General features: G+C 43.2%; 20 protein-coding genes and 3 tRNA genes. 11 read left to right on the plus strand and 12 right to left on the minus strand.

Translation table 11 applies throughout. The features are described from left to right. Positions 1-7: 7 nt before the first annotated feature. Positions 8-2,056 carry a DEAD/DEAH box helicase gene (locus KSK55_RS09920; RefSeq protein ID WP_218606794.1) on the minus strand — a complete coding sequence of 683 codons (2,049 nt, stop codon included), beginning with the start codon at positions 2,054-2,056 and terminating at the stop codon, positions 8-10. Positions 2,057-2,064: 8 nt separating this feature from the next. Continuing rightward, on the minus strand, positions 2,065-2,469 hold the full coding sequence (gene trxA, locus KSK55_RS09925; protein WP_218606795.1) for a thioredoxin: 405 nt from the start codon (positions 2,467-2,469) through the stop codon (positions 2,065-2,067). A 92-nt stretch (positions 2,470-2,561) separates the two neighbouring features. Here trxA and KSK55_RS09930 point away from each other — a divergent pair. From KSK55_RS09930 to KSK55_RS09940, 3 genes are all read left to right on the plus strand, one after another. Beyond that, positions 2,562-2,636, plus strand: a tRNA-Met gene (locus KSK55_RS09930). A 24-nt stretch (positions 2,637-2,660) separates the two neighbouring features. Beyond that, positions 2,661-4,904: a hypothetical protein gene (locus KSK55_RS09935; protein ID WP_214419786.1), complete on the plus strand. Its 2,244-nt coding sequence runs from the start codon at positions 2,661-2,663 to the stop codon at positions 4,902-4,904. Between the two features lie 35 nt (positions 4,905-4,939). Further along, positions 4,940-6,313, plus strand: a complete 1,374-nt coding sequence (locus tag KSK55_RS09940; RefSeq protein ID WP_218606796.1) for an MBL fold metallo-hydrolase — start codon at positions 4,940-4,942, stop codon at positions 6,311-6,313. On the opposite strand, the gene KSK55_RS09945 is transcribed toward KSK55_RS09940, so the two are convergent. Both KSK55_RS09945 and KSK55_RS09950 read right to left on the minus strand, forming a co-directional pair. After that, complete coding sequence (locus KSK55_RS09945; RefSeq protein ID WP_218606797.1) at positions 6,314-6,586, minus strand: 2TM domain-containing protein; 273 nt, start codon at positions 6,584-6,586, stop codon at positions 6,314-6,316. Positions 6,587-6,723: 137 nt separating this feature from the next. Beyond that, positions 6,724-6,795: transfer RNA gene (locus KSK55_RS09950), tRNA-His, on the minus strand. Between the two features lie 254 nt (positions 6,796-7,049). Between KSK55_RS09950 and infB the strand changes: the two genes are divergently transcribed. Continuing rightward, positions 7,050-8,864 carry a translation initiation factor IF-2 gene (gene infB, locus KSK55_RS09955; protein ID WP_214419783.1) on the plus strand — a complete coding sequence of 605 codons (1,815 nt, stop codon included), beginning with the start codon at positions 7,050-7,052 and terminating at the stop codon, positions 8,862-8,864. Positions 8,865-8,990: 126 nt separating this feature from the next. Then, positions 8,991-9,398 carry a 30S ribosomal protein S6e gene (locus tag KSK55_RS09960; protein WP_214419782.1) on the plus strand — a complete coding sequence of 136 codons (408 nt, stop codon included), beginning with the start codon at positions 8,991-8,993 and terminating at the stop codon, positions 9,396-9,398. A gap of 2 nt (positions 9,399-9,400) precedes the next feature. Here KSK55_RS09960 and KSK55_RS09965 read toward each other — a convergent pair whose 3' ends face one another. From KSK55_RS09965 to hypB, 3 genes are all read right to left on the minus strand, one after another. After that, positions 9,401-9,865 carry a DUF2240 family protein gene (locus KSK55_RS09965; RefSeq protein WP_214419781.1) on the minus strand — a complete coding sequence of 155 codons (465 nt, stop codon included), beginning with the start codon at positions 9,863-9,865 and terminating at the stop codon, positions 9,401-9,403. Between the two features lie 185 nt (positions 9,866-10,050). Further along, entirely contained in the window at positions 10,051-10,428 is a 378-nt protein-coding gene (locus KSK55_RS09970; protein ID WP_214419780.1) for a 30S ribosomal protein S8e, read from the minus strand. A 97-nt stretch (positions 10,429-10,525) separates the two neighbouring features. After that, positions 10,526-11,173 (minus strand): hydrogenase nickel incorporation protein HypB, encoded by a 648-nt coding sequence (hypB, locus tag KSK55_RS09975; protein WP_214419779.1) that lies wholly within the window; start codon positions 11,171-11,173, stop codon positions 10,526-10,528. Between the two features lie 52 nt (positions 11,174-11,225). Between hypB and KSK55_RS09980 the strand changes: the two genes are divergently transcribed. The 5 genes from KSK55_RS09980 (at position 11,226) to KSK55_RS10000 (ending at position 13,601) form a co-directional block, all read left to right on the plus strand. Continuing rightward, positions 11,226-11,510: a signal recognition particle subunit SRP19/SEC65 family protein gene (locus KSK55_RS09980; RefSeq protein ID WP_218606798.1), complete on the plus strand. Its 285-nt coding sequence runs from the start codon at positions 11,226-11,228 to the stop codon at positions 11,508-11,510. A 1-nt stretch (position 11,511) separates the two neighbouring features. After that, a complete protein-coding gene (locus tag KSK55_RS09985) occupies positions 11,512-12,162 on the plus strand; it encodes a histidinol phosphate phosphatase domain-containing protein (RefSeq protein WP_218606799.1) in 651 nt (216 codons plus the stop codon). A gap of 104 nt (positions 12,163-12,266) precedes the next feature. Further along, entirely contained in the window at positions 12,267-12,497 is a 231-nt protein-coding gene (locus KSK55_RS09990; protein WP_256663977.1) for an H/ACA ribonucleoprotein complex subunit GAR1, read from the plus strand. An 8-nt stretch (positions 12,498-12,505) separates the two neighbouring features. Then, positions 12,506-13,519, plus strand: a complete 1,014-nt coding sequence (locus KSK55_RS09995) for a transcription initiation factor IIB (RefSeq protein WP_109941797.1) — start codon at positions 12,506-12,508, stop codon at positions 13,517-13,519. A 10-nt stretch (positions 13,520-13,529) separates the two neighbouring features. Then, positions 13,530-13,601, plus strand: a tRNA-Ala gene (locus tag KSK55_RS10000). A gap of 19 nt (positions 13,602-13,620) precedes the next feature. Here the strand turns inward: KSK55_RS10000 and KSK55_RS10005 are convergent. Continuing rightward, positions 13,621-14,766: a PEGA domain-containing protein gene (locus tag KSK55_RS10005; RefSeq protein ID WP_214419776.1), complete on the minus strand. Its 1,146-nt coding sequence runs from the start codon at positions 14,764-14,766 to the stop codon at positions 13,621-13,623. A 207-nt stretch (positions 14,767-14,973) separates the two neighbouring features. On the opposite strand from KSK55_RS10005, the gene KSK55_RS10010 reads away from it, so the two are divergent. Continuing rightward, the gene (locus KSK55_RS10010) at positions 14,974-17,286 is read left to right on the plus strand and encodes a S8 family serine peptidase (protein ID WP_218606800.1); all 2,313 of its coding nucleotides are present in this window, start codon (positions 14,974-14,976) and stop codon (positions 17,284-17,286) included. A 13-nt stretch (positions 17,287-17,299) separates the two neighbouring features. Here KSK55_RS10010 and KSK55_RS10015 read toward each other — a convergent pair whose 3' ends face one another. From KSK55_RS10015 to KSK55_RS10030, 4 genes are read right to left on the minus strand one after another with little or no spacing between them, the layout of a single operon-like run. Continuing rightward, entirely contained in the window at positions 17,300-18,433 is a 1,134-nt protein-coding gene (locus KSK55_RS10015; RefSeq protein WP_218606801.1) for a pyridoxal phosphate-dependent aminotransferase, read from the minus strand. After that, positions 18,430-18,858 (minus strand): 6,7-dimethyl-8-ribityllumazine synthase, encoded by a 429-nt coding sequence (gene ribH / locus KSK55_RS10020; RefSeq protein ID WP_214419773.1) that lies wholly within the window; start codon positions 18,856-18,858, stop codon positions 18,430-18,432. The genes KSK55_RS10015 and ribH overlap by 4 nt, the downstream gene beginning before the upstream one ends. Before the next feature lie 13 nt (positions 18,859-18,871). Continuing rightward, a complete protein-coding gene (ribC, locus tag KSK55_RS10025) occupies positions 18,872-19,330 on the minus strand; it encodes a riboflavin synthase (RefSeq protein WP_218606802.1) in 459 nt (152 codons plus the stop codon). After that, positions 19,327-20,460, minus strand: coding sequence for a pyridoxal-phosphate-dependent aminotransferase family protein (locus tag KSK55_RS10030; protein WP_218606803.1), 1,134 nt, complete (start codon positions 20,458-20,460; stop codon positions 19,327-19,329). The genes ribC and KSK55_RS10030 overlap by 4 nt, the downstream gene beginning before the upstream one ends. Positions 20,461-20,485 lie beyond the last annotated feature (25 nt).

The following is a 20,485-nucleotide window of genomic DNA, read 5'->3' on the forward strand; positions in this document are numbered from 1 at the left end:
TATGGATTTAATTCAAATAAACGACATCTATATCCTGAATAACATGTATCAAATGAGGAATGTGAAGATCATCTATACACCATTGTTCCCTGATACAGGATTGCGGGAGTAATTCCAGATCTTTACCATATGTGGAGGGAGGGGCAGCACTTTCTGCCAAATCCTTAACAGAAATCTTCCGAATTGTAGAAAACATTTCTTCAAGGGATTTTCTTGATATCTCTCCGGAGAGGATTATCTGATAAGAGTTCACATCTCTGCATGGATATCCAAGATTTTTAGTCAGATAGGTACTTAAAATCCGGTTCCAGGTTTTTCCAAAGAATGTATAGATAGTGATCTGGTTTTTATGCAGATAAATTGAAATGGCATCAGAAGATAATCCTTCTGGAAAGTTCCCTCTGAATGTGTCCAAGTCTTTTTGAATCGGCTCAGGAATATCAAACGGGGGCGAACATCCAGCAACAAGAGTTCGAATTCCGGATAAAATAAGGTGGCTTTCTTCCACTGGTGAACCAGACCATGCCGGGGGATTTGCAACCGTTGTTGATGATTGTACAACTACATTTTTATTATCCTGCAAAGTGCTTTCCCATGAGAAACCCCCAAGAAGAAAGCGGTTTTTTCCTGATTTCATCTGGATAAAGCCAATCTCATCTCCTTCATTTGTGATAACCGGTAACACTTGTGTATCTCTGATAACTGAAAACAATAGGCCTGGTTTTTTTATAAATCTCTCATATTCAGGTCCTGGAATGAACAGATCTCCATCTTTCGACAACCATCCATTCTGGAGGAGATGACTAATTATTTCCTTCATTTTTGTATTCTTTATAGAGAGGTATGGCTTTTTTCTGATCATTGACTCAATTTTAACCATTGATACCCGCTTACTAGCAAAAACACAAAGTAATATCTCACGAGTAAGAAGATGGTATGGATATCTGACTGGTATTACAGGTTCTACCATTCCTGACATGGCATTCATGAGAGCTGATACTGTAATACAGGTATCTTCCGGAGATGTCGTCAGGCAATACATCACAGGATTCCCATTTCTTCTTCCAGTCCTACCAAGACGCTGAAGAAATGAGGATACACCAGAAGGTGGGCCGATTTGTACAACGATATCAAGATCACCGATATCAATTCCAAGCTCAAGAGTGCTTGTGCAGACTATAGTGAAAGGTAGCCCTTTACGTGCAATATATTCGATATTTCTTCTGATATCTGAAGAAAGTGAGGAGTGATGAACAAATACAGATGGTAATACCTTTTTCAGGATGAATCCCAGTGTTTCAGTTTTTTTTCTACTACCAGTAAAAATGAGAGAACGTTTTCCTGCAAGATTTTTGCTGAGAATTTGAGGAATATAAAAAGGATCGCATGAATGAAGATGAAATTCATGACTTCTTGGTTCACGCTCCTCGCATATCAGAACAGGCTCATTATCTCCAAACCAGGCAAGAATAGTATCCGGGTTCCCTATTGTTGCAGAAAGTCCTATCCTGGTAATCCTGTTTTTTGTTTTTTCCTCGATTCTGCTCAGAGCAGCAAGTATTTGTGAACCCCGCTCTGAACCCGCAAGAGCGTGGAGTTCATCAATGATACAAAACCGGATTGATGAGAGCAATGATGAATCTTTCCGGTATAAAAGAACCATAAGTGACTCTGGGGTTGTCAGAATAAGGACCGGTGACTCTGAATCATCTTTATGAAAGGGAGCATCCCCATGACAGACCAAAAGATCTAAATGAAGAGGAGGAAAGAGATGGAGAAGACGTTCGGCCATGTCATTGATGAGTGCTTTTTGAGGTGCGATATATAGGCAGACCGGATTATGATCCTCATGTTTGAGTATGTTATCAAGAACAGGTATGAATGCAGACTCACTTTTTCCTCCAGCAGTAGGTGATATGATAAGGAGATCTCTGCCAGGTTTAAATGTCCGGATTGTTTTTTTCTGGATATTTCTCAAGTCTTCCCATTTCAACCATGATGATAGAACAAACCGCAGTGAGGGGTGAAGACTGGAATATATCTCCTCTTCGGTCATTGAACCATCTAGAGTTGATACACCGTTTTGATGTGATAATTCAGCTGTTCTTTAGGAAGAACCCCGGAAATTCTGTGGATTATTATTCCATTCTGATAAAAAAACAGAGATGGAATAGCAGAAATCCCAAACTGGTATGCTATTTGTTGATTTTCATCGGTGTTGCACTTGGCAAACTGTATCCTTCCAGCATAATCTGCAGACAATTGTTCAATAACAGGTGTCAGCATGCGACACGGTCCACACCAGGGTGCCCAGAAATCAATTATTAAATTTGGATATTCCCGGATAACAGACTGATAATTATCCTGATTCGCGACAAGAATTCCCCCATGATCTGATGGAGGGATCATTATGCGCTGTTTGATCTCTTCCAATCGTTTCGCCCTGATTCGTTCAAGTTCCTCATCCATATTGCATCATAGGTCAATTATGAGTTTAAGAATTCGCATTCTCCCATCGATACTTATATATGCTCATGCGTGAGACATTAATATCCGCATTTAGCGAGGTGGGGTAGTCAGGATATCCCGACGGGCTCATAACCCGTAGACCGATGGTTCAAATCCATCCCTCGCTATACCTTTTTTCTGGTTTTCATTTTATGAGTTCTGATACGTGTCAGTTTCTTAATAGGTATATACTCAGTACCACAGGTCTTGATAGTATACCATATACTGTCAGAAAAAAGAGTGTTACCCCCAATAATCCATGGTTTGGCTCTTTTTCATTATATCTGGTCACGTTGTCAGATCTAAGACAAATTATTTTTTTTCTCTGTTCAGGGAAAGAAGAACCAGGTGACGATTTAAAAGAAGAACTCGCAATATTTTTTCAGAATTCCGGTGCAGTAACAGGGTTTATCTGTTTCCATGATTCAGTTCTTCAGATAATACCACATCCTGGGAAAAATCCGGATTTCAGTCCGAATATTATTCCTGTATCTTCTTTCAAAACCGATGGAATAATTACAGAACATGCTCTCATAGCAGAAGAACTGAGTCAATATTTAGAAAATCTGCATAAAATCGTATCCAGAATTTTCTATCAGATTTTCGGTGAGAATGAAAAAAAATTCCGTGAACGGACGATTCTATCAGGCATCCTGGAAATCATACTTACACATATCTTACTTGATTATGGTATTGATGAAAATGCCATAAAAAGTAATGAAAATTTTCAAAATTTTATATACTTTGGATCTACGATTCCTGCATATCTGTTTGATGAGAGGAACATATCATCTGAAGATCAAGAGCTCCATTCAAAATTTATTGAAGAAGCATCTCATGTAAAAATTCCAAAAAATCTCCGAATCGGATGTATTGATCCGGTCATTTTTATAAGGGCACTTCATCTCCTTTTAAAACGAAAACGAACTCTTCAGAAACGAAAAAAAGATGATTTATTCCGGGATTGTGATATCTCATCACTCACTTCTTCTCCTGTTTTTCATCTCGCAATACAGGAGGTACAAAAAAATCACAGTGACATCGCAGATATTATTGATCCAAATTCTGGAACAGGTGAATTAGTCCTATTATTTCTCCGATTACGAGATCATACAGAAAAATCCCCACTTTCGCAAATGGAGAATGTAACCAGTTCCTTATTCTGTTCAGATCCCTCATATTCGTCGATCATGATTACAAGATTTGGACTGGTTCTTCATCTACTGAATGGAGAATTTCCTGAATCTAACATGAGCAATCGATTTAAAAACGAAATATTTGAATCAATTAATTCGCACATCAGGGTTGGTGATACCCTGTATACAAAAAAGATTCAAGAGGAGTTTATTTCAGAACAGGAAGCGAGATCTGCTATTTATGCGGTACGACCTCAATTTTCAGGCTGGCCTTGTATCTCATCCGAAAAACCAGGACTCATCATTACTGCCCCTTGTAGACAAACACCATTAATAGCAACTGAAATTCGGCAATATTTATGCAAGAGCTATTCTTCTTATTCTCATGAAGCGATGACATCTCTTTATATTGCTGAGAATGCAATCAGAAACCAGACATATTCATCTTTTATTTTCCTGCCTGCATCATGGCTGTCTGACCACCATGCCGGACCATTTCGAAGGATGGTTCAAACAAGTCGAATAACACACCTTATTATTGAAGAGTCCTCACGTCTGTCAAAAACATCTGAGTTATGGTCATGTATTATTACAGGGAATCCCTCATCTTCTATCAAAATTACCCGTATTCATGAAGATGGTACCAGTACTGTTTTTTATATGGACCGGTTGAGTCTTCCGAGGGATGATGGATGGAGTCTGGAAGATCCCACAGGGACACAGATTCTTACATTCCTTGAGACCGACTCTGTTCCTTTATCTGAATATTGCCTGGGAGCTTTGTACAAACCCACAGATATTTCCTGTGTCTACGATGGAATATGGATCTCCCTCAAAATAACAGATGATAAAATCTCTACGATATCCGGTGAAATACCAGATCCGAATGCCAATATTATTATAAGAGGGCCTGATTTCTATCTGGAGGGTATTCTTCAATCACCGCTTATTCAATGGTACTGGAAATTCATCTCTCATACTCATCGCCCATTGCATTCTTATATTCTGATCCAGTCCATTCCAATTCATCAACCAGACTGGTTTGATCAGGATGAAAGGGACAGTGTCAGAAAGATTACTTCATGGATGAAGGAGCGGACATTTCTTCTCAGGAGATTGAATTGTGCACGGGCATACCACGATAAAAAAAGAATTCAAAGACATCTTCAAAAGATCGGGGAAGAATTGCACGCTGAAATATGCCAATTATATCAGATACCTGAATCTTTTCAAGACTGGGTGTTACAAAACAGCGAATGATTCATGTCCCTTTGAGCTAAGTCTTCTTACGTGACATGATAATCAGGCAATTTTTCATCCCAGGTATTGCTCATAGTTCATATCTTCTTGGTGGAGTCTCATCTTGCGTAATTATTGATCCGGCCCGGGATCCTGAACCGTACCTCATGGCTGCAGATGAAGAAGGATTTAAAATTACTGGCATCCTGGAGACCCACCTTCATGCAGATTTTATTTCCGGGCATCTCGATCTCCACAAAAGAACTCATGCCCCAATTTATGCACCACAACGTGCTTCGTGTGAATTTTCTCATACCCCTGTCAGTGAAGGGAGCTTAATATCCCTTGACGATTGTTCGATATCAGTTATTGAAACACCGGGTCATACCCCTGAGCATATCAGTTATGTTGTAACTCATCTAAGCAGGGGTGACGAACCGGTCGCACTCTTCCCAGGTGATACACTCTTTGTGGGAGATGTTGGCAGACCTGATCTCTTCCCTGGGAGGGCTCATGAGCTGGCTGATGCACTCTATACATCCCTGCATGAAAAAATCATGACATTACCGGATCACTGCGAGGTGTATCCTGCTCATGGTGCTGGATCATTTTGTGGCAGGGCATTATCAGCCAAGCGATCGACCACAATCGGATATGAACGTAAATTCAATCCAGTTCTCCAAATAAAAGACCGGAATAGATTTATTCTGGAACTAACTGAGAATATGCCACCTTCTCCAGACCATTTTCGCAGATGTTCTGATATCAATAGGAAAGGTCCCACTCTGCTCTCCACACTTCATGATATTCAGCCCATCCCTCCCAGAAACGTTATGGATTACCTCAGAGAAGGAACATGTGAGATCCTTGATACAAGAAGATACGATGCTTTTGGATCAGCCCATATACCAGGGAGCTGGAATCTTGATAGTGAGATAAATTTCTCAACATTCACCGGATGGGTGATCCCTCCTGACAAGGATATTCTTCTTGCGGTTCATCGAGCGGATGAGATCACAAGGATTATTCCCATGCTTCACCGTGTGGGTATTGACCGGGTAATCGGATATATAGACGGCGGAGTTGTGAGATGGGCTCTGGCTGGAAATGTATTAGATCACATCCGGACGATATCAGTTCATGAACTTGATGCCCTACTCAGCGAGAAAGAGACTGTAGTACTTGACGTAAGAACAGCAGGAGAGTTCGCTGGATATCACATTCCTGGTTCAATTAATGTACATTGGCCAGATCTACGAACACGGGGGTCTGAACTTTCCAGAGATACACAGATTGCTGTCATCTGTGCAACCGGATCCAGATCCTCCATCGCCTGTAGTATTCTGAAAAGAAACGGCTTTTCAAAGCTTTTAAATGTAGCTGGAGGATACACCGGATGGATTGCCGGGGGATTCGGAGACAAAAAATGATTACTTTTTCTTTTCCATATATTCCTGGATCTTCTTTTCTTCCCAGTCTTTTCCAAGCATTCTCTCGTTTCCGAAGACATCATATGCCTGCCATACAACAGCTATTCCCCAGAAGATAGTGACCCAGTAAAACCACAGGCTATCCGGACTCATTATCAGGTTTATGGCTATGAGAATCGCATTAATGACAACGAAAAAGCCTAAATGCTGGTAAAATCCTTTAAGCTTCGCGACTTTTCTTTTTGCTTCGTGATACTCTTCACTTTGGTCCATATTTTGATATAGAGCAGCAGAATACAGAAAATTATCGGTATCACAGAATTATCGGCTAAAATTTAAATCTTTCTAATTACTGGCATCAGAAGGAAAAACCAAAAATGACTTTCATAAAAAAGTGAATAAAATTGTCAGGCCTGGACCGGGAATTGAACCCAGATCGAGGGAACCACAATCCCTTAGGATAGCCATTACCCCACCCAGGCAGGTTGCACCATATATGTAACACTCTAGATGACTTGAAACTATCCATGCGTTGGGCAGACCTCTTTCATTACGGATCATGAGATTCATATAATTGGAATAATTGTATCCTACAGGAATCTGCCCGGTGTTGTGAATGATTATTAGCCGTGACCACCGATGTATACCACATTATCAGATCCTCCCCCGGCAAGGATATCTCCTGTTTTCAAATAGTATCGGGGCCGGATGAAAAAATATTGGTGGTGGTGTAAAGGTGGGAAAAAAAGCAGTGAAAAAAAATAAAGACGCAGGGGATGTGCCCCATATCAGGACGCCGATTGTCTGCGTTCTGGGACATGTTGATCATGGAAAAACATCCCTCCTTGATCGCATCCGGGGATCTTCAGTGGTTTCAGGTGAAGCGGGTGCAATCACACAACATATAGGTGCGACAATAGTCCCGATAGACTCAATTACCAGCATGAGCGGGAGCATGAAGAGTCTGAACATCAGCATCCCAGGTCTCCTCTTTATTGATACACCCGGTCATCATGCATTTACTACCCTCAGGGCTCGTGGTGGGGCACTAGCAGACATGGCAATCGTGGTTGTTGATATCACAGAAGGATTTCAACCACAAACAATTGAAGCAATTCAAATCCTGCGTAATTGTAAGACACCATTTGTTGTTGCTGCAACAAAACTTGATAGAGTCCCTGGATGGCGATCAACAGAAAAATCTCCATTTCTAAAGAGTTTTGGAAACCAGAATGAACGGGTGACGCTTCTCATAGAGACTAAAGTTTATGACATTGTTGCAACCCTCGCTGAGCACGGTTTTTCTTCTGAACGGTTTGACCGTGTTTCTGATTTTGCGCGAAATTTAGCAATTGTTCCAGTCAGTGCACATACTGGTGAAGGAATTTCCGATCTCCTTATGGTTCTTATCGGACTTGCTCAGCGCTACATGGAAGAAGCCCTGACCCTGACAGTTGACGGACCTGGAGCTGGAACTGTTCTTGAGGTAAAAGAAGAGAAGGGTCTTGGCGCTACTATTGATGTCATACTATTTGACGGGACAATCCGGGTAGGGGATGAAATTGCAATTGCTACTACTGACGGAGTTTCAACAACAAAAGTCAGATCTCTTCTTCAGCCGCGTCCCATGCAGGAGATACTTATTGAAGACAGATTTCTGCGAGTGAAAGAAGTTGTCGCTGCAGCAGGGGTAAAAGTGAGTGCCCCTGGTCTTGACCAGGTTATCGCAGGATCACCTGTCAGAGTTATCGGGGATGAGCCTGAGGATGTAAAAGCCAGCATTGCCAGAGAAATGACAGAAATCAATGTCACCCTCTCTCCTGAAGGTCTCATAATAAAAGCAGATACTATCGGTGCGCTTGAGGCATTATGTAAAGAGTTATCCGCGCATGAAATTCCGGTTATGAGAGCAGAGGTTGGTCCGGTAAGCAGGCATGACGTAATTGAGACCGAAACAATAAAAGATCCACTCTATCGTGTCCTGATAGCATTTAATACACCGGTTCTTCCAGATGCACAGGATCTTTTAAAAGAACCTGCATATGCTGATATGATTCAGTTTTTTACCGGGAATGTCATCTACCATATTCTTGAGGATTACCTTGAATGGAGAAATAACCTCAAGAGAATAATGGACCAGAAAAAGTTTGAAAAGATTATATTTCCAGCAAAACTTCTCATTCTGCCCGGATGTGTTTTCAGACAGAATAATCCTGCAGTTGTCGGTGTCAGAATCCTTTCTGGAACACTCCGGACCGGCGTAAATCTTGTAAAAAGAGATGGAAAAAAAGCGGGAACCCTGAAATCAATGCAGCTTCGAAAAGAGAATATTCAGGAGGCACACGCAGGGGATGAGGTTGCAATCTCCATTGAAGGCGCTACAGTGGGCAGACAATTTGATGTTGAAGATGAATTGCTCGTTGGTATTCCTGAACGCCATGTAAAAGTGCTTGAAACTGAAATGCTCTCACACCTGAATGAAGATGCGAAGGAAGTTCTTGATGAGTATACCCGGTTGTTCAGACGAGACAATCCCTTCTGGGGGAAGTAGAATTAATAAGGATATTGGCTAACCTGTAAGGAGACTTCTCAGCAAAGCCTGAGTGATGGGTTCTTCGGATCGGACGATAATTAAAAATTTGCAACGATCGTTGAATTTAAAAATTGGTGATAATACATGGTTGATTTTAAGGTAGTCCTTTCAGATCCGGCAACCGGCAAGGCATACAATATTGATGCCAGTGGCGCAGGAGCCGGTTCTTTTATAGGCAAGCGTATTGGCGATGAAATTGATGGCTCATCTCTTGGGTTTGAGGGATATAAAATACAGATTACCGGTGCTTCTGACCGCAATGGAACTCCGGCAAGAAAAAGCCTTCCTATCGCCGGAAGACGGAAAGTTCTGATGGCTGGTGGCATCGGATTTCATCCACGAGTTGAGGGAGAACGCCGCAGAAAAATGGTCCGTGGAGCAGAAATTACCCAGGATTTTGTTCAGATTAATGCAAAAGTTACCTCCCAGGGTTCAAAGAGCCTTGCAGCATACTTTGCACCACCGGAACCGGAAACTCCGGCAGCAGAATAACTTCAATCTTTTTTAAGTAACGCCTGTTTAAGAGAGGGTAACAGGTCTTTCACATCGATATCATACATTTTAGCAACAATTACCAATGCTGCTTCAGGTCTGATATTACCATCAAAATTATCTGATTTTACCTGATTCATCTGTGCAATTATCTCCTCAGGCTCTTTTCTGGCATATCTGGTGATCCGATCCAAAAGCTGTTCAAATGGATCATGCGCGTCAAATATTGATGAAGATGGTTTATAACCGATAGGAATCTGGACTTCTGCAAGATCAAAGAGAGGAAAATACATATCACCATCAGTACCCAGGAGCTGTTGTTCAATTCCACGATGGATGAGAAGATCAACCTGTTCACGGGTCATCCATCGCCTGTCAAAGAAATAATAGTAAATTAATTCACTTTTTCCAAGTTTTTGAACTCTGCTGTGATAAAATGGAGCTGCTAACGCTGTTTTAAGTGTCATACCCGGATACCAGAAATAATCAGTCCTCTATCTATTGCAATTGTATATTCATCACACTTTTTATGTGCAAAACGTTTAGAAATTGAATATACCAGATGGAAAAATAATGTATCAAAAAATTTTCAGAGTAGTATCTAATTAAAAAAACTCAGGTAATCAATCTGATTTACAGAAAAATAAAAAAATTATTCAATCAGAACGGCATTAATAATGCCATGCTGACCTGGTCTGCTGGTAATTCGTGCACGGCCCAGTTCAGTTCTGATGATTGCACCGCGGGTGAGAAGGTTACGCCGGACATAGTTCGGATTGGCTGCATTCTCTTCTACAGTCTCAATCTTTACTTTCTTGGTTTCGCCGGTTTTTACATTGCTGATTGCAGCATATTCGCACCGAAGTGCCCGGACCTTGTTATTCCCGCCATATGTACGGGATATTTTTCTCCGGTCAATACCAATATGGGTTTCAGCTGGAGCTGACCCGATCTCCCTTCGTCTTTTTCCCCGGGATGGGCTGTACCTGCCCCCGGTTGATTTTCGAACAGAACGTCCTTGCCATTGCATAATATCTCATCCTCAAGTATCATTTACCCGGAGTGGGAGAGCCGGGTAAACCACGGAGTCTTATACATATCCCCCGCGCCAGTATATAAGATTCCGCTTAGGAGAGGATCTCATCAATCAGGGGATCGATTCCCTCACCTGTCTTCATATTCGTTCTGAAGATCTTCATAGAAGGATTGTACCGGCGCATATCCTGTTCCATCCTGTTCAGGTCGGCTCCCACTGCGTCTGCGAGATCAATCTTATTCAAAACTCCAATGGAACAGCCCCGGAACATCATCGGATGTTTATTAACAACATCATCACCCTCTGTAGAGGAGACCACAACAATTCGTTTCTCTGCACCAAGCTCAAAATCAGTTGGACACACCATATTTCCGACATTTTCTATGAACAGAATATTCACACCATCTAGTGGAAGGTGGTCAAGTGCATGTTCTATCATGTGTGCATCAAGGTGACATTCTTTCCCGGTATTCACATTTTCAGCTGGAATGCCAAGAGCAATTATTCGTTGAAAATCATCATCACCATATACATCACCAGCAATTGCTGCAGCATGCATACCCCTGTCTTTTAATTTGGGTACAACTTTTTCTATCAAAGCTGTCTTTCCAGATCCGATTCCTCCTAGCAGATCAAAGGCCCTGACACCATGAGCATGAAGGTGCGCGGCATTCGCATCAGCCAGTTTCTTATTTGTTGAAAAAATATCTTTCTCAATGGAGATATCGATATGATGCATACCATAGCATCTCTCCCGCTGGTACTTTATAGGTTCAGATTGCAGATCTGTGATGATGGATAAGGGAGTAATACTCTATCCCTGTTACTTTGACAGTGAGCTCATGCGGTCAGAGGGGCGCAGAGTCTCCCGTGAGACTGGCGTCGCTCAACCTGAACCTGGAGACATTGAACGTATTTTAAAAACCAGTCATATCCCATACACCCGGGAGGCAAAGTCCCATCCCGCATATTGGTGGAAACACCAGGGGAGATTTGTAGTGGAATATGCAGGTTCGAAACGGGAACTCATTCGTCTCATTACTACTTCACTAAAAAATTCCGGTAAAAAGGTTTGAAATGTACGATTTTCACACCCATACGCTGCTTTCAGATGGAGACCTGCTCCCAACCGAACTCCTTCGAAGAATGCAGGTTTTAGGATACACGGTAGTTGCAATAACAGATCACGTTGATAAGAGCAATATTCATGAAACCTTATCTGCAGTAAACCGGGTAGCAGGATCAGCCCGGGAGATGGGAATAAAGCTTCTTACCGGAGTTGAAATTACACATGTTCCACCTGGAGAAATTTCAGAACTTGCCCGTTTTGCAAAAGAGAATGGGGCCGATATTGTAGTTGTGCATGGAGAATCTCCAGTGGAACCTGTCATGCCAGGAACAAATCATGCTGCGGTCTCTTGTCCTCACGTTGATATTCTCGCCCATCCAGGGCTCATATCAGAAGAAGATGCACAATTGGCTAAACAACATAAGGTTGCCTTAGAGATTACAGCCAGGGGTGGCCATAACCGGACAAATGGTCATGTGGTTCGTATCGCAGATAAAACAGGATGCCTGCTGGTTGTTGATTCAGATGCCCATCATCCTGGTGACCTGATGTCAGCCCGGGATCGTGTGGTAATTTCATCAGGTGCCGGAATATCAAATGAAAAACTTGAATTACTCCTCTCCACGGAGAGAAATGAATTCTATCAACGGTTTACGTAATACTTAATAATTGCCATAAATGTTAAATACTTCTTATTTGCACATATATAGGTTGCTTATCTTATCTCCGGTGGGGGGATACAGGCATTTTTGGGGGCGATGCATTGGTACGGGCTATTGGACGAGTTAAAAGTAAATTTGGTCATCACATTCTGATTGTTGAATGTGATGCTGCGAAACTTCCCCGCCTGTACAGCAAAGTTCTTGATAAACGATGGAAACCAGTGGGGAAGCTTATCGATATTTTCGGTAATGTCAATTCACCGTATGCAGCGGTTTTAACCAATATCGAGGAGCCTTCACGCCTTATTGGCGAAAAGCTCTTTATTAAATAGAGGAAAGAATGTCAGAAGAGATAGAGAAACTCCGGACCCTTCAAAAGGAACGTGAAGCCTTAAAGAACAGGCTGACCGGGAAGGTAGTTGAGAAACAGAAAAAAATTGAGAACCAGACCGAATCTCAATGTCCAGAGTGTGGCAGCCGACAGCTTGTTCATGATTACGAACGGGCAGAGTTGGTTTGTCAGCAATGTGGTCTGGTTATTGATGCCGAATTTATCGACCGTGGTCCGGAATGGCGTGCTTTTGACCATGATCAGCGGATGAAGAGATCCCGTGTCGGTGCACCAATGACCTTTACTATCCACGATAAAGGTCTCTCAACCATGATTGACTGGAGAAACCGGGACAGTTATGGAAGAGCAATATCATCAAAAAATCGTGCTCAACTCTACCGTCTAAGAAAATGGCAACGTCGTATCAGGGTTAGCAATGCAACAGAACGTAACCTAGCATTTGCATTATCTGAACTTGACCGGATGGCTTCAGCTCTTGGTCTGCCGAGAAATGTCAGGGAGACTGCAGCAGTTGTATACCGTGACGCAGTTGATAAAAACCTCATTCGGGGTCGGAGTATTGAAGGAGTTGCAGCAGCCGCATTATATGCTGCATGTCGTCAGTGTAGTGTTCCAAGAACACTTGATGAGATTGCAGAAGTATCACGAGTATCAAGGAAAGAGATTGGACGAACCTACCGGTTCATATCCCGTGAACTTGGATTAAAGCTTCTGCCTACTTCCCCGATTGACTATGTTCCCCGGTTCTGTTCAGGACTTCAACTGAAAGGAGAAGTACAAAGCAGGGCAGTGGAGATCCTGAGACAAGCAGGTGAGCGAGAGCTGACCTCTGGTAGAGGGCCAACCGGAGTTGCAGCAGCTGCCATATACATCTCTTCTATTCTTGGCGGCGAGCGAAGAACACAGCGTGAAGTTGCAGAAGTTGCCGGTGTGACTGAAGTCACCATCAGAAACCGGTATAAAGAACTGGCAGAAAAATTAGATATCGAGATCATTCTCTGATCTCATTTTTGGGCTCGTAGATCAGTGGGAGATCGCTGTGTTCGCAACGCAGAGGCCGCGGGTTCAAATCCCGCCGGGTCCATAAAACCTTTTTAAAGAATTTACTTCACCAGTGCCTGACTCACCATGCAGTCCAGGCTGATGATGCTCCGTAGTGTTCCTGGCAGGACATGATTTTGCATACCCTCAATCCCCATGACTGAGAAGTATAAATAGACTGTTCCATCTTCCTCAATTATTTCCGGATCCATAAGCCATACACCAGGTTCAGTCGTCTCTAACACCTGAACTGGCTCATACTGAGAAAAGTCAAGACCATCATCAGATACAGTAAAGAAGATCCGTTGGCCTTTAGACTTCGGGGTAGTATCAACGTAAAAGATACCAGTTTTTTCATCAGGAAGAAGTAAAACAGTTGGGTCAGTTCCATACTTTAATCGGGTTCCATCCTCATGTTCCCAGGATACTCCCATATCTTCTGAAATAGCACTCTGAATCCCAATTCCCGGATTGTGATAATAAATCCTGATTGTTCCATCAGCATACATAATTCCTGCCGGAACCGAAGGATAATCAGGTGAACCGGATTTTTGTTCACTTTGAACGGTGATAGGTTCTTCACCTGAAAACATTACTCCATCTGGTGATGAAGCAGAATAGAGTGAATGTTGATTCCCGGACGTTTGCCGATAAACCATACGGTAACTCCCATCAGGGAGAGAAAACACCCATGGCTCAGTCCTGAATACTGTACCCTTTAACGGAACAGAGAGACATGCATCAGTCTTTTTATCCCAGTGGATGCCGTCAGAGGATTCCATACACAATATCCCCTCTTCCCATCCACTATAGTACGCCATCATGGTACCATCATCCAGAGTGAGAAGGTCAAATGATGTTCCATCGAGATCAGATGGTTCAGGTGTCCCGACACATTCCCCAATCCTGACCATAGCTGGAATCTGCAACCGATCAGAATAGACAAAAGAAAAAGAGATCGTGGATTTTTCACCAGACTTCACGGATATATTCTGAGTCTGCGAAAAGAATCCCTCTGGAGACACCTGTATCAGGTGGTTGCCGGCATCAATATCTGATAATGTAAGTGGTGTTACTCCTGCATACACCATATCTAAGTAAACTGGCACTGAGGGAATATCAGCAGTCACCTCTATTGTTCCGGATTCCGCTACTGTAGGAACCATGATGAAAAGAAGGGCAGGAACTATCAGCAGCAGAATCTTCATAACTTGAGATCTGTCAGATAGAGATATCTATTTTCGGTTATCCTGATCCAGTCATCATTCAAAAACTCTCTGGTTTCATGCGGTTTTTTAGACTCTCATAAGCTTCGCATACAAGTGGTATAAGCCCACAAAGAAATCTCCAATTAATCCATGAAACATCACATACTTATAAGGCGCCGCATAATCTCCTAGTATCAGGTGAACTCATTGAAGACATGCAGTACCGGTTGGAAAAAAAGAACATATCCCAAAATTATGTTCTTCCTGATTCTGGTTGTATTGGTAATGCCCTTTACATCGGCAATGCCGACACTTCCACCTGAATTACATCTAGAACAAAGCCAAAATTCAATCGATTCGTATATGCCTGGTGTCTTATTGGTGAAAGCTGGAGGGGAAGATAGTACACACCAGGAATCTGTCCTCGCATCAGCACACACATCGATAGGGGCAACAGTTGCAAAGGACTATTCAGCAGAAGGATTTGCAGGATTACAACTTATCGAGCTTCCTGAAATTATGAGTGTAAATGATGCAGTTGCATATTATTCAGCAATTCCTGGAATCGAATATGCGGAACCGGATTATTTCAGAACCAATACAATCATACCAAATGATCCTGATCTCTTCAGGCAGTGGGGTCTTTTAAATACCGGTCAGATCTACAAGGAAAACACCAATCCTGGTATTCCTGGAGCAGATATTCATGCACCACAAGCATGGAACACGAGTACCAAGTCTCAGGTTCCCATTGCTGTCCTGGATTCTGGTGTAGATTACCTGCACGCAGACCTCTCTAATAATATATGGACAAATACCGCCACTGGAACACATGGATATGATGCCATAACAGGGACACTTGATCCTATGGACCTTGCATCACATGGAACTCATTGTGCTGGCATTATCGGCGCCGTTGGAAACAACGGAATTGGTGGTTCAGGTGTTAACTGGAATGCAACAATCCTTCCTGTCAGGTTCCTGAATAGTTTTGGAACCGGAACAGTATCAGATGAGATCGAGGCAATATTATGGGCTGAAAGAAATGGTGCCAGAATATTTTCATGCTCATTCGGAGGAAAAAATCCGAGTCAGGCAGAATATGAAATAATTGCCGAAACAGATGGCTTGTTTATTTGTGGGGCAGGGAACAATGGTCAGGATAATGATGTAACTCCTCTCTACCCGACATCCTATGATCTCGAGAACATCATCTCTGTTGCAGCAACGAATGCTCAGGATGAACTGGCCTCATTTTCAAATTATGGGAAAAAATCAGTAGATATTGGTGCTCCTGGTGAAGCAATTTACTCAACCAAGCATAATCTTTACACTCCAGAACCGATATGGCGTGATTCCTTTGATACATTGAACAATTGGACAATTCATGGAAACTGGACGCTGGATACTGAGGACTTCATCTCTCCACCATCAAGTGCCCGGGGAACAGTGAACAACACCGTCCTGAACCAGACACAGCCAACAGCCATTATTTCATTAAAAGAACCATTAGCAATTTCAAATCTGACTAATCCAATCATTTCATATCAGCTTCAGATGGTCGGAGCTTATTCTACATTCTCCATTGAAGCTTCCAATGATAATCTGACCTGGAAAACACTTGAGTATGACAGGAAACAAATAACCTTACTTCCCTGGATTTATCGTGAAAGCAAAATCCCGACAGATATGAAGGAAGCACCGCTCTATATCAGATTCGCAGCAGATGGTACATTTATTGCGTGTTTCCTTGATGATATTACTCTCTCCGATGGATATGGGGCGCTTACTGAAACCAGGTATGGATATATGGATGGAACATCTATGGCTGTACCATTCATCAGTGGAATGGCAGGATTCCTTATAACCTATGCTCCAGATGACCCATACTCTGCAATAAAGGATGCCATTTTGAAAACAGTTGACCCAGTGCAGGGACTCGAGAACAAAACGACAACTGGGGGTAGGGCTAATCTTTCAGCTGCTCTTACCTATTTGAAAAAACCGGATACAGACACAATCAACCTATATCCAGGATGGAACCATGTCTCTGTTGCAAAAAAACTGATCTCAGGCAATGATACTGCATACGATCTCTTCGGGAAGGTCACCAATACCTCTGGACACTCGGTCCTAAGATATTACAATACAAGTTGGATTACTGTCCCAGCAGATGAGACAATTACTCCACTCTCATCATATTGGATCTGGACCGGAATGACGCAGAATATCACTCCATTACCTGATTTGAATCAAAATGGCACTTACTCAAAAAATCTGTCAAAAGGATGGAACGGATTTGGGGTTCTTGGCACCGATTCAGAGTCAGCAAAAACCCGCTTAACTCCGATTGGAAATACCTGGACCTATCTCATCGGCTATGATTCCAAGAACCAGCAGTACGAAGAACCAATTATCAGAGATGGGACAGGAAACCAAAGTGACAGCCGGAACCTCTTACCATGGCATGGATACTGGCTATACGTCACCGATAATGTAACCTACCAGGTTACAAACTGATTTTTAAAAAAGATTAGAGAACTGCGGATATTCTTCTCATCGCTTCTTCTAACCTATCCATAGATGCAGCATAACTTACTCGAATCCATCCCGGATGGTTAAATGCAGAACCATGAGTCACTGCAACATGGCCTTTCTCAAGCCATTTGTTTGCAACGTCCGCATCATTGCCCTCAACTTTTACATAGGCATAGAACGCCCCATCTGCCGGAGCATATGAAAGACCCATCTCTTCCATTTTTTTAAGGACAAAAGCCCGTCTCTTCTCAAATTCAGCTCGCATCTCCTCGATGCAGCTCTGAGGGTCTTTCAGAGCAGCGACCCCGCCATACATGGCAAAGGTTGTCGGATGAGAAATGGTATGCTGCTGGACTTTATTCATATACCCGATAATTTCTTTCGATGATACAGCATACCCAAGCCTCCATCCGGTCATTGCATATGCTTTAGAGAAACCGTTCACCGTGATAGTCCGTTCTTCCATTCCTGGAAAAGAACCGATGGATAAATGAGTCTTTCCATAGATGAGCTTCTCATAAATCTCATCAGACAAAGCAATGAGATCATGATCCTGACAAATATCAGCGACCAGTTGAAGTGATTCACGGCTTAAGATAGCACCAGATGGATTTGATGGGGTATTGATTATAATCATCCGGGTCTTGTTTGTTACCTTTTCAAGAAGACTGTCATCAACCTGGAAAGTTTCATCATTTAGCGGATGATGAACAGCAGTGCCACCAGCAATCTGAACACATGGTTCATAACTGACCCAGGAAGGATCTAATATGATGGCTTCAGCTCCCGGACTTAAAACTGCTTCACATGCTTCGTAGATAGAGTCTTTCGCTCCACATCCAACAATCACCTGATCAGCAGTACAAGGAATCCTGTTCTCCTGTTCAATTTTTTCTGCGACAGCCTTTACCAGTTCAGGAATACCCTTACCTGGTGCGTAATGGGTTTCACCCCGGCGCAAGGCATCAATACATGCTTCAGTGATATGGGCAGGAGTAGGAAAATCAGGCTCCCCAATAGACAAGCTGATAACATCAGTTCCGGCGGCCTGCATCCTGCGGGCTTTTTCAGTGATCTCGATCGTTGCTGAAGGAGCAATTGCAGCAAGTTTTGTCGAGAGTGGTCTCATGCTAACCGCTGTACCAGTTTTATTGCGGATTCTACCGCACGCTTTCCATATTCTATCCGATCTGTCGCTTCAAGCCTTGTCATTCCCGGACCAGAGATACCTAAAGTGACCGGTTTTCCAAATTCTAAAGAGAGATCAATGATCTTCCGGGCTGCATGCTGGACAACAATTTCATCATGCTGGGTTGCTCCTTCAATAACACACCCAATGGTTACAACAGCGTCAACTTTGTTGTCTTTCAGCATCTTTTTGATTGCAAGCGGCATATCATAGGCACCAGGTACATACAGCCGTTCTGCGACCCTGGCTCCTAAAAATTTTGCATGCTCTTCAGCTTCGATCTCCATCATATACGTGATGTCTCGGTTAAACTCCGCTACAACAAATCCAAGTTTTATTTCTTCTTTTGATTTTTGTTCTGCCATGTTTCATCCTCCTTTATTGTCGTGCTGAACCGGCATCAGAAAATCCCTGCCTCTGACCTGTTCCGGCTTCTCGTTCAAGTGTTCCAGGACGCATCAGCTTTATGACATTAACTGCATGTTCCCTGGTCCGTTGTTCTGCAAGCCAGGCAAGTCCAGCATCATCTGCCGCTTCATCTTCATGAACAAAAACTTCAATGATATGGCGGTTTGTCATGAGTTGACAGGCGATAAGTCCGGTAGATGCCTCGTGGGCACACATCCTGTCTTTCTCTTTTCCTCCCGGCATCCCAAGGGCCATGCAGATGTCACAGCGATATTCTTCAAAAAGTTTTTTACAGGCCACCGGCAGATCTTTCACGCCGGGGACGGTATATCGCTCAATAGTAACGCTACTATGTTTTTTCAGTTCATCGATCGCGAACCAGCCCATATTAACCCGTGCAAAGGTCGTGTCCGCGATGCCTATCTTCATCCTAAATCCTCTGCTGCAGCCATGACACCAGATTCGCGTACTTGATGACCAGTCGTGCGGATTGCATACTCAGTGGCAGCAAGGGTAGCCAGGAGTTCAGGTGCTGAAACAGCTCCCATATGACCAATTCTGAAGATTTTATCCTTTAAGTGATCCTGACCACCAGCAATCTGGATTCCCAGTTTCTTTACTATTCCCCTGAAATCCTTGTCATTTGATCCTGTTGGGATACAGGCAGCAGTAACAGTATTTGAGTATGTATGAAGACTGTCGATCTGTGGAAACATCTCCAGGCCCCAGGCTTTCACGGCTTTCCTGACAGCACCAGCCATCCGATGGTGCCGGGCAATACGGGCATCAATGCCTTCTTCTTCGATAATAAGACAGGCTTCTCGAAGTGCCAGGAACAAGGGGACTGCAGGAGTATAGGGAGTCTCCATAGGTTCTTTGACTGCATTTTTCTTGTATGCTGGAAGATCAAGGTAATATGGAGGATTTTTTACAACCCTGTCCCAAGCCCGATCTGACACTGAAACCGCAGCAAGCCCTGCAGGAGCAGCAAGACATTTTTGTGAACCAACGACGGCAATATCAACGCCCCAGTCATCTGCTTTGACCAGATCACCACCGATAGAGGTAACCCCGTCCATGATAAAGAGCGCATCATGTTTCCGGCAGATCTTTCCAACTTCACCAGCCGGATTCAAAATTCCAGCAGAGGTCTCATTGTGGACCATGGTGACAACTTCACAACCATCCTCAAGTGCAGATTTCAGACCTTCAAGGCTCAGCGGAGTGCCCCATTCTGATTCAATCGGGCGGGCCTCAGATGCATACCGCTGTCCAATCGTGTACATCCGTTCCCCGAACTTTCCATTGATCAGGTGAGCCATTTTGCGGCCTTTTCCAAAGTTAGCAACCGCAGCCTCCATTCCGGCAGTCCCGGAGCCTGAAATAACAAGAGGATTATTCTTCGTCCCAAACAGGCCTTTCAGAACACGAACGATATCTGCATATGCATTTCCGAATTCTGCCCCCCGGTGATTGATAGCCTGCCGGGCCATGACTGCACGAACCCGTTCCGGCAGCGGGACCGGACCCGGAAGCATCAGGAGCAACTCATCTTCCATAAAAATCGAGTATACTATTTTACTT

This window comes from Methanospirillum hungatei (assembly GCF_019263745.1).
Lineage (GTDB): Archaea > Halobacteriota > Methanomicrobia > Methanomicrobiales > Methanospirillaceae > Methanospirillum > Methanospirillum purgamenti.

What these genes read in the sequence shown, in the direction of transcription:
- KSK55_RS09970 (WP_214419780.1), bottom strand. Translation starts at nt 10,428, where the DNA reads ATGCAATGGCAAGGACGTTCTGTTCGAAAATCAACCGGGGGCAGGTAC.
- KSK55_RS10030 (WP_218606803.1), bottom strand. Translation starts at nt 20,460, where the DNA reads ATGGAAGATGAGTTGCTCCTGATGCTTCCGGGTCCGGTCCCGCTGCCG.
- KSK55_RS10015 (WP_218606801.1), bottom strand. Translation starts at nt 18,433, where the DNA reads ATGAGACCACTCTCGACAAAACTTGCTGCAATTGCTCCTTCAGCAACG.
- KSK55_RS09960 (WP_214419782.1), top strand. Translation starts at nt 8,991, where the DNA reads ATGGTTGATTTTAAGGTAGTCCTTTCAGATCCGGCAACCGGCAAGGCA.
- KSK55_RS09985 (WP_218606799.1), top strand. Translation starts at nt 11,512, where the DNA reads ATGTACGATTTTCACACCCATACGCTGCTTTCAGATGGAGACCTGCTC.
- KSK55_RS09935 (WP_214419786.1), top strand. Translation starts at nt 2,661, where the DNA reads ATGAGTTCTGATACGTGTCAGTTTCTTAATAGGTATATACTCAGTACC.
- ribC (WP_218606802.1), bottom strand. Translation starts at nt 19,330, where the DNA reads ATGAAGATAGGCATCGCGGACACGACCTTTGCACGGGTTAATATGGGC.
- KSK55_RS09945 (WP_218606797.1), bottom strand. Translation starts at nt 6,586, where the DNA reads ATGGACCAAAGTGAAGAGTATCACGAAGCAAAAAGAAAAGTCGCGAAG.
- KSK55_RS09980 (WP_218606798.1), top strand. Translation starts at nt 11,226, where the DNA reads ATGATGGATAAGGGAGTAATACTCTATCCCTGTTACTTTGACAGTGAG.
- hypB (WP_214419779.1), bottom strand. Translation starts at nt 11,173, where the DNA reads ATGCATCATATCGATATCTCCATTGAGAAAGATATTTTTTCAACAAAT.
- KSK55_RS09940 (WP_218606796.1), top strand. Translation starts at nt 4,940, where the DNA reads ATGATAATCAGGCAATTTTTCATCCCAGGTATTGCTCATAGTTCATAT.
- KSK55_RS10005 (WP_214419776.1), bottom strand. Translation starts at nt 14,766, where the DNA reads ATGAAGATTCTGCTGCTGATAGTTCCTGCCCTTCTTTTCATCATGGTT.
- KSK55_RS09920 (WP_218606794.1), bottom strand. Translation starts at nt 2,056, where the DNA reads ATGACCGAAGAGGAGATATATTCCAGTCTTCACCCCTCACTGCGGTTT.
- KSK55_RS09995 (WP_109941797.1), top strand. Translation starts at nt 12,506, where the DNA reads ATGTCAGAAGAGATAGAGAAACTCCGGACCCTTCAAAAGGAACGTGAA.
- ribH (WP_214419773.1), bottom strand. Translation starts at nt 18,858, where the DNA reads ATGGCAGAACAAAAATCAAAAGAAGAAATAAAACTTGGATTTGTTGTA.
- trxA (WP_218606795.1), bottom strand. Translation starts at nt 2,469, where the DNA reads ATGGATGAGGAACTTGAACGAATCAGGGCGAAACGATTGGAAGAGATC.
- KSK55_RS09965 (WP_214419781.1), bottom strand. Translation starts at nt 9,865, where the DNA reads ATGACACTTAAAACAGCGTTAGCAGCTCCATTTTATCACAGCAGAGTT.